At 50.1% G+C, this 8,618-nt stretch carries 7 protein-coding genes and 1 pseudogene; 5 read left to right on the top strand and 3 right to left on the bottom strand.

The genetic code is table 11. From position 1 onward, the window contains the following. Positions 1-350 precede the first annotated feature (350 nt). Positions 351-494, top strand: a pseudogene (locus tag K4A83_RS20900) (tetratricopeptide repeat protein); the annotation flags it as partial. 35 nt (positions 495-529) lie between these two features. Here K4A83_RS20900 and K4A83_RS20895 read toward each other — a convergent pair. Both K4A83_RS20895 and K4A83_RS20890 read right to left on the bottom strand, forming a co-directional pair. Further along, a complete protein-coding gene (locus K4A83_RS20895) occupies positions 530-871 on the bottom strand; it encodes a XisI protein (RefSeq protein ID WP_265266638.1) in 342 nt (113 codons plus the stop codon). After that, complete coding sequence (locus K4A83_RS20890) at positions 859-1,272, bottom strand: XisH family protein (protein WP_265266637.1); 414 nt, start codon at positions 1,270-1,272, stop codon at positions 859-861. The genes K4A83_RS20895 and K4A83_RS20890 overlap by 13 nt, the downstream gene beginning before the upstream one ends. Before the next feature lie 205 nt (positions 1,273-1,477). Between K4A83_RS20890 and K4A83_RS20885 the strand changes: the two genes are divergently transcribed. Both K4A83_RS20885 and K4A83_RS20880 read left to right on the top strand, forming a co-directional pair. Further along, a complete protein-coding gene (locus K4A83_RS20885) occupies positions 1,478-3,136 on the top strand; it encodes a serine protease (protein ID WP_265266636.1) in 1,659 nt (552 codons plus the stop codon). 419 nt (positions 3,137-3,555) lie between these two features. Continuing rightward, positions 3,556-3,762, top strand: coding sequence for a hypothetical protein (locus tag K4A83_RS20880; RefSeq protein ID WP_265266634.1), 207 nt, complete (start codon positions 3,556-3,558; stop codon positions 3,760-3,762). 1,058 nt (positions 3,763-4,820) lie between these two features. Here K4A83_RS20880 and hemL read toward each other — a convergent pair. Next, entirely contained in the window at positions 4,821-6,122 is a 1,302-nt protein-coding gene (gene hemL / locus K4A83_RS20875) for a glutamate-1-semialdehyde 2,1-aminomutase (protein WP_407810257.1), read from the bottom strand. 229 nt (positions 6,123-6,351) lie between these two features. Here hemL and tsaB point away from each other — a divergent pair, with 229 nt between their 5' ends. Together tsaB and dacB are read left to right on the top strand one after the other, a co-directional pair. Continuing rightward, the gene (gene tsaB, locus K4A83_RS20870; RefSeq protein ID WP_265266632.1) at positions 6,352-6,999 is read left to right on the top strand and encodes a tRNA (adenosine(37)-N6)-threonylcarbamoyltransferase complex dimerization subunit type 1 TsaB; all 648 of its coding nucleotides are present in this window, start codon (positions 6,352-6,354) and stop codon (positions 6,997-6,999) included. A 13-nt stretch (positions 7,000-7,012) separates the two neighbouring features. Further along, complete coding sequence (gene dacB / locus K4A83_RS20865) at positions 7,013-8,425, top strand: D-alanyl-D-alanine carboxypeptidase/D-alanyl-D-alanine endopeptidase (RefSeq protein WP_265266631.1); 1,413 nt, start codon at positions 7,013-7,015, stop codon at positions 8,423-8,425. The last annotated feature ends 193 nt before the right edge of the window (positions 8,426-8,618 follow it).

Raw genomic sequence — 8,618 nt, 5'->3', positions numbered from 1 at the left:
TTGCCCTTCACACCTTGTTTATCGACCTCAAACAACTAGATGGATACTAACATATACAGCACAAATTGTCATGCTAAGAGTGATCCCTGAGCCTTAGCTAAAGAGTCGTGCTTCGCTGTTTCTATACGGGTCGGGTTTCATCCCGTCGGTAAAACCGAGGGTCTTCACCCGACATTGCAGATAATATCCAGAATATCCATTCGTAGGTTGGGTGAAGCGAAGGGCAACCCAACACAATTGAGAATTAATAATTGATAATTGTTTCGCGCTGTAGGTTGGGTGAAGCGAAGGGCAACCCAACACCCCCATGAAAAAGAAACCGGGTTTCTGTTCAAATATAGCGAAAAAACGAGGGAATGCAAGAAACAGCGATCGCCTCCTACCAACGGGCCATCCAACTCGACCCCAATAATGCCCTTGCTCACTACAATCTCGGTGCTGCCCTGAGAGAACAAGGAAAACTAGAAGAGGCGATCGCCCCCGTCTTCCATTGAACTTGTCCTTGCAAATTCACCATCATTTCACAACCCTAAGCGACACCATAATCCGTATAAGGACGTTTATAGGGGGGATGTAAACCGAGGATAATATCTGAGCGCGGAATCCCCATGGCGACTAATTCTTCAGCAGGATTGAACTCTGTTAGATTTTGTTGTAGCCAAATTTTGCCGTCTTTAATATCAAGATGGATAATCGTTCGATAAATGCGATTTAGCTCTTGCCAGCCCACATCCATCCATTGATAATGATCCCGTTCAGTATCAAAGATCAGTTGGGTTTCAATCTCAGGACTTGGATAACTATGGTCTTGGTTGGCATAACGACTCAGAAGGCTTTGAATCGCTGTTCGATACTGCTCTATTTTATCCATTGGTTAATTATCTCCTGAACTGGATCATAAACGATTAACAGTAGTTGATATTTTTGAATGGCTGTTTGCGTGAAATCTAGTTGAAAGAAGGTATGATAGCTGTCTAGAGGAATGGCTAGATACAGGGTACGTTGGGGATCGACGGTTTCTAGGGCTAGACGGTAACTGAGAAATTGTCCGAGTGCTGCATAAAAATCAGTAATCGCAGAAGGGTTGAGAAAGCTTTTGATTTCTATGGCAATTTTTTCATTGTCTCGTTCAGCGGCCAGTAATTTTTCCGCACCCAAATCAATTTGGAAATCAACTTTTCCATATTTCAGACTAAGGGGATCTTGAGTGATAACCCACCTGTCTTTGATGAGTGCTGCTTTAACCGCAGCATGGAAACGGTCTTTGGCCACAGAAGATGTTGATGTGAGATATGAAGTCCTATTTTACATGACTTATGGAGTAGGTGCAATTGAGCAACTTTAAGATTGTCTAAACGGGGATTTAGGGTCAGTGTGAAGCTTGGGTGATTGCTGAACAAGGGGGGATGGGGTTGGGGGCGGCATGGTTTGAGGAAGGTGGGTTAAACTAAAAAAGATGGTCTGAAGGAAACCTGCTATGGTCAATCGCAAGTTACTCGCGCTGGTTTTGAGTGTGTCCCTCGTCTTTGCGCCCCAAGGGCTGAAAGCCCAGACGGTTGAACAGCTTTTAGAGCAGGGTAATGCAGCCCAGGCGCAGGGTCGTTTTACCGAGGCTGAGAGAGTTTTCCGTAGAGTTTTACAGGTTGAACCGAATGATGCTGCTGCTCACAACAATCTCGGTCTTGCCCTGTATAACCAAGGGAAACTAGAAGAAGCGATCGCATCCTATCAACGGGCCATCCAACTCGACCCTAATTATGGGGCTGCTCACTATAATCTCGGTAATGCCCTGAGAAACCAAGGGCAAGTAGCAGAAATGATCGCCGCCTACCAACAGGCCATTCAAGTAGACCCTAATTATGCTTCTGCTTACAACAATCTCGGTGCTGCTCTGAGAGAGCAGGGGCAACTAGAAGAAGCGATCGCATCCTTCCAACAAGTCATCCAAATCGACCCCAATCATGCTACGGCTCACTACAATCTCGGTTCTACCCTGAGTGAACAGGGGAAACTAGAAGAAGCGATCGCATCCTACCAACGGGCTATCCAAGCAGACCCCAATTATTCTTTTGCTCACTACAATCTCGGTTTTTCCCTAAGAGAGCAGGGGAAACTAGAAGAAGCGATCGCCTCCTTCCAACAGGTCATCCAACTATCCCCCGATTTTGCTGCCGCTCACAAAAATCTCGGTCTTACCCTGAGTGAACAGGGGAAACTAGAAGAAGCGATCGCCTCCTTCCAACAGGCCATCCAACTCGACCCTAATTATGCCGCCGCTCACCACCATCTCGGTAATGCCCTAAGAGAGCAGGGGAAACTAGCAGAAGCGATCGCCTCCTTCCAACGGGCCATCCAACTCGACCCCAATTATGCGATCGCTCACACCAACCCCCAAGAAGCAGAACGCCCCCTCGCCCTCGACCCTAACCCCGCCCCCCCAGATAGGCCGGAAACCTTCCCCACCCTCGCCCAAGATCCCACCTTCCCCTATCGCCGCTCCGTCGTGTATATTCTTGCCGAAATGAACAGCGGCCCCAGCGTTGGCTCCATCAACGGCACAGGCTGGATATTCCAAGCCACCCCCAACCGAATCCTCATCCTCACCACCCGCCACGTCGTCACCGATAGTAACAACAACCGCAGCGACAACATCACCGTCGAATTCTTCAGCACCCTCCCCCCAGAACACCGCCTCCGTCGTTCCGCCCGTATCCTCCACATCACCGCCCCCAACGACCCCCTAGATTTAGCTGTCCTCGAAGTCAACGCCCCTCCTGATAACATTCAACCCCTCAAAATCTCCTCGACTCCCATCTCCCTTGATCAGGATGTCCGGATTATCGGTCATCCTCACACCGGCCTCCCTTGGAGCATCATTCGCGGTTACATTGCCAATCAAACCGATAACGAACTCCAAATCAGTCCCGGCCTCGCCTTCGGTACATCCGGCAGCCCTGTCCTCCACCCTGAAACCTTCCAAGTCCTGGGCATCATTCACAATGTCAACACACTCCAAAGCACCAACGAACCCATTGCTAACGCTGAAAACATCTTTAACCCCACTGGCAGCTTTGGCTATGCTCATCCCATTGCCCCCATCCTCCAACAACTCCAACGTTGGGGCATCCGTCCTTAATTTGTGACGACATTCGTAGGTTGGGTGAAGCGAAGCGTAACCCAACATTGAGCAGGGGAAAAACCTTAAACCCATCCAAAAGAAACCGGGTTTCTGTTCAGATATAGCGAGAAAACGAGGGAATAGAAGAAACCCGGTTTCTACCCTGCCATCAAAAACAAACCCGATTGCTGTTAGAATCCAGAACATTCGTAGGTTGGGTGAAGCGAAGCGCAACCCAACATTGAGCAGGGGAAAAACCCTCAACCCATCAAAAAGAAACCCGGTTTCTACCCTGCCATGAAAAAGAAACCCGATTGCTGTTAGAATCCAGAACATTCGTAGGTTGGGTGAAGCGAAGCGCAACCCAACATTGAGCAATGGAAGAAACCCGGTTTCTAGGGTACTGCGGTTATGATGTTTAAAAGAAGTGACTCAAGATGATGGAAACACAAGACCTTAAAGAACTGATTCGCGATACCATTCGCACCGTTTTACGAGAAGAACGCTTAACCCTCTGGTTAGCCCTCCTGCCTCGTGTCAGCAATCGTGAAATGAAAGCCATTGAAACTGAGTTTGGCAAACCTACAGACTACCAAACGGAGGAAGCGCTAGATATGACTGACTGGGTGCGCAATGGAGATTAGGTTTCGCAAAAGCGCGATTAAAGCGCTTAAAAAACTCTCACCGAAACAAACCGAACTGGTGCGAACAAAACTCCTATTGCTCCTTAATTCCCTAGAAAGCAATATTGAGCAGTCAATACTGGAGATTTATAATCTTGGTTGTCGCGGTGATATTTATAAAAAGTAGCATTTTTCCCCATCGCTGAACGGATTCGCTCGATTAAGAGCGAAGCGCAACCCAACATTGAGCAGGGGAAAAACCTTAAACCCATCCAAAAGAAACCCGGTTTCTACCCTACCCTCAAAAACAAACCCGATTGCTGTTAGAATCCAGAACATTCGTAGGTTGGGTGAAGCGAAGCGTAACCCAACATTGAACAGGAGAAAAACCTTAAACCTATCCAAAAGAAACCCGGTTTCTGTTCAGATATAGCGAAAAACGAGGGAATAGAAGAAACCCGGTTTCTACCCTGCCATCAAAAAACAAACCCGATTGCTGTTAGAATCCAGAACATTTGTAGGTTGGGTGAAGCGAAGCGTAACCCAACATGGAGCAGGGGAAAAACCTTAAACCCATCCAAAAGAAACCGGGTTTCTACCCTACCCTCAAAAACAAACCCGATTGCTGTTAGAATCCAGAACATTCGTAGGTTGGGTGAAGCGAAGCATAACCCAACATTGAACAGGAGAAAAACCTTAAACCTATCCAAAAGAAACCCGGTTTCTGTTCAGATATAGCGAAAAACGAGGGAATAGAAGAAACCCGGTTTCTACCCTGCCATCAAAAAACAAACCCGATTGCTGTTAGAATCCAGAACATTCGTAGGTTGGGTGAAGCGAAGCGTAACCCAACATGGAGCAGGAGAAAAACCTTAAACCCATGAAAAAGAAACCCGGTTTCTACCCTACCCTCAAAAACAACCCGATTGCTGTTAGAATCCAGAACATTCGTAGGTTGGGTGAAGCGAAGCGTAACCCAACATGGAGCAATGGAAGAAACCCGGTTTCCCTCGCAAGGTGAAGGCGTTACTTGGCAGAGCCAAGTAACGAGGCTAAAAGACTTATTCAGCAAACCCTACCTACAGATTAGATAACACCACTTTAGCCGCTTCTAAGGTCTTGGCAATATCGGCCTCCGTGTGGGCTAAGGAGGTGAATCCGGCCTCAAATTGGGAGGGAGCAAGGTAGATGCCTTGCTCTAACATTCCCCGATGGAAACGGGCAAATTTGTTGAGATCAGATTTCTTCGCGTCTTCATAATTATGGACGGGATCTCCGGTGAAGAATAGCCCAAACATGGCGCTAATACTGCCCCCATAAACGGGGTGTCCGGTTTCCTGCGCGATCGCCATTAATCCGTCAATCAACTGTTTTGTCACCTGTTCCAACTGCTCATAAACCCCCGGTTTTTGCAGCAACTCTAGGGTTTTAATCCCGGCCGTCATGGCTAGAGGATTGCCGGAAAGGGTTCCCGCTTGGTACATTGGACCGGCTGGGGCCACCATAGACATAATATCCTTGCGGCCACCGTAGGCCCCCACGGGTAAACCGCCCCCAATCACCTTACCCAAGGTGGTTAAATCCGGGGTTACGCCGAATTTAGACTGAGCGCCCCCGTAAGCAATGCGGAATCCGGTCATCACCTCATCAAAGACTAATAACGCGCCATTTTTTTGGGTAATTAGGCGCAAACCTTCTAAAAATCCAGCATCGGGGGGAATAAAGCCCGAATTCCCTACCACAGGCTCTAAAATCACCCCAGCGATTTGATCTGGGTTTTCGGCAAAAAGGGCTTTCACCGCTTCGAGGTCATTGTAGGGGGCTGTTAGGGTGCTGCTGGTGGTGCTTTTGGGAACACCGGGGGAGTCCGGTAGGCCAAGAGTGGCAACACCGGATCCCGCTTTGACGAGGAACATATCCGCGTGGCCGTGATAACAGCCCTCAAATTTGATGATTTTTTCCCGTCCTGTAAAGGCTCGCATTAAGCGCAGAACGGACATACAGGCCTCGGTGCCGGAATTAACAAAACGCACCATTTCAATGCTGGGAACGGCATCAATCACCATTTCTGCGAGGACATTTTCTAAGGCACAGGGAGCGCCAAAGCTGGTTCCTTTGAGTAGGGCTTCTTGTAGGGCGCTTAATACTTCCGGGTGGGCATGACCACAAATGGCGGGGCCCCAGGTGCCGACATAATCAATGTATTGATTGCCGTCTACGTCCCAAACATAGGCCCCGTTGACCCGCTCAAAGACAATGGGTTGTCCTCCAACGGATTTAAAAGCCCGAACAGGGGAACTCACGCCCCCCGGCATGAGTTTCTGAGCGGCGGCAAAAATTTCTTCTGATTTAGTGGTTTTCAATGGTGTAGTTGCGACCAAAACTTTCTCCTTGCATAGTTAAACAGTCAAACGGGACATAGCGGGTATAAATTCCTCGGTTGAGTTGGGAAGGGGGGTCTTCTGTCCAACGTTGAGATCCGCCATGTCTCGGTTAAGATACTTTTTCATTATCCTACGGGGGGTCAGACTCTCCAAACTCTAGAGAAAAGTTAACAAAGGCGGGGGGAGAATCTGCGACAATGGGGGCGGTGAATTGGGGATGTTGAGAATGTCGAGTATTTCCTCTGAGGTGGGGTATGGTTTGGCGCTCCATACCTGTGGGTCGGAATTGGGATTGGCGATCGCCTCTGTCGCTGAATCAGCCCCTATCCGTTGTCAGGTCTGGGATTTGGGGCGGGAGTTGTCTAGTCATCTCCACGACTATCTACAATCCTTCCTCCCCCCTCAAACTTGGTCGGATTTAACGTTCTTAGCCGTAGCAATTGGGCCGGGCAGTTTCACTAGCACTCGGATTGGGGTAGTAACAGCGCGCACCTTAGCCCAACAGTTAAATCTCCCTCTGTTCCCCGTCTCCAGTTTAGGGGCGAGCGCCTGGGATATCCGGGGTCAAGTCCACCCCCACACCCCCATTGCGGTTCAACAAGTGGCTCGACGAGAACAGTATTTTGTGGCAGTTTATCAACCCTTACCCTCGGGTTTAGAAACCATTCTGGCTGATGTCGCCATGACTGACCCACAATGGCAAGAAACCCGCGCCCAACTGCCCCACCCCCACCACCTGCTCGAAATCACGGAACCCTCGGGAAAGAGTGTGAGCAGTGTGTTTCACCTAGCCCGATTGGCCTATAACCAAGGGAAGCGCCCCCACTGGTCAGCAACCCTACCTTTTTATGGACAGCATCCTGTTGAAAGATAGCATGACTATCACTATGAAATGGATTTTATCGGCGATCGCCACCTTGGGCATCCTTGCCCCTCTGCCTACGGTAGCCGCCCCCCTGTGCCGTACAGAACTCCCCGGAGCAATTACCCGGATTATCAACCGTCCCGAGTGGGAGCGATCGCGCTGGGGCCTGCTCATTCAACCCCTCGATGACGACACCCCCCTCTACAACCACCAAGGAACCGCCTACTTTAACCCCGCCTCCAGCGCCAAACTCCTCACCACAGCGGCCGCCCTCCACCATTTTGGCCCCGACTACCGCATCCTCACCCCCATCCAGATCACCGGACGGCCGCCCCGTCTGCAAACCTTACGCCTCATCGGGAAAGGAGATCCCACCCTCACCCCCCAAGACCTGCAAACCTTCGCCCAATACTTGGGAGAACAAGGGGTGACAGAGATTGACCGCCTGATCGTTGAGGATGGTTACTTACCCGGTCCGGCCACCCATCCCACTTGGGAATTTTCCGACCTCTATTTTTACTATGGCATGGTGGTTAATAGCTTGATTCTCAATGAGAACAGCTTCCCCCTCACCATCACCCCCCAACAACCGGGCCAACCCGTCGCCATTACCAGCGAGGACGGTCTAGCCTTAGCTCAGTGGGAGATTGAAAATCAAGCCCGCAGCGCCCCCCCAGAGACTCCCTACAGCCTGCAAATGACCGGACGGGTGGGGGAGCCCGTCTTAGCCTTTCGCGGGCGGTTTCCCGTAGATACTGCCCCCCGACAGTGGCGGATGGCCCTGCGAGATCCCGGGGCCTATTTTCTCGCCCAGTTGGAGCAAAGTTTGCAGGCCGAAGGGATTACCGTCCAAAGCACCCAGATTGATCGGACTCCCCAACGACACAAAGGTAAAGAAACCTTTTTATTACAATCCCCTCCCCTGTCCCAGTTGCTCCAAGACACCAACCAACCCAGCAATAATTTATATGCGGAGGTTCTGCTCCAAACCTTGGGTCTAGGGGTGGGTCAGGAGTCCAGTCTGAGCGCCCTAACGGTCATCCTGAGTCAGTTAGGGGTAGAAGCGGACACCCACCAACTCCGAGACGGTTCCGGGTTATCTCGCCATAACCTCTTGAGTCCCTTAGCTTTGGTGCAAACCCTCCAAGGGATGGAAACCACGCCCCACCGTGAGGTTTTTCGCGCCTCCTTGCCCGTGGCTGGGGTGAGTGGCACCCTACAGGGTCGTTTTCAAGATACGCCCTTAGCGGGGGTTCTCTTGGCGAAAACGGGGACAATGACTGGGGTTTCTACCCTCGCGGGTTATGTGGATCAACCCGATGGCTCGACGGTGGTATTTAGTATCATGGTGAATCAATCGGAACAGGCGATTAGTCGTCAACGAGCCGCCATTGATGAGATTGTGTTGTTATTGTGGAATTTACAGGATTGTTAGGTTTGGTGAAATCGCGGGAAACCCTATTCCCTATTCCCTATTCCTTGAAATTGACCTAGTCGAAGATTTACCGATCATGTTTTCTTGAAAGCCCCGATACTTTAGGACGGGGATGAAAAGAAAAACAGTATGTAACCCGCGAAGCGTCAACACTTAATGAGCCTTGCCAGTTTTATTAAGTGTGTTATAATGG

The organism is Spirulina subsalsa FACHB-351 (assembly GCF_026130165.1).
Taxonomy (GTDB): Bacteria; Cyanobacteriota; Cyanobacteriia; order Cyanobacteriales; family Spirulinaceae; genus Spirulina_A; species Spirulina_A subsalsa_A.
Note: the sequence above shows the minus strand (reverse complement) of the source record. Positions and strands in the feature narration are given on the sequence as shown.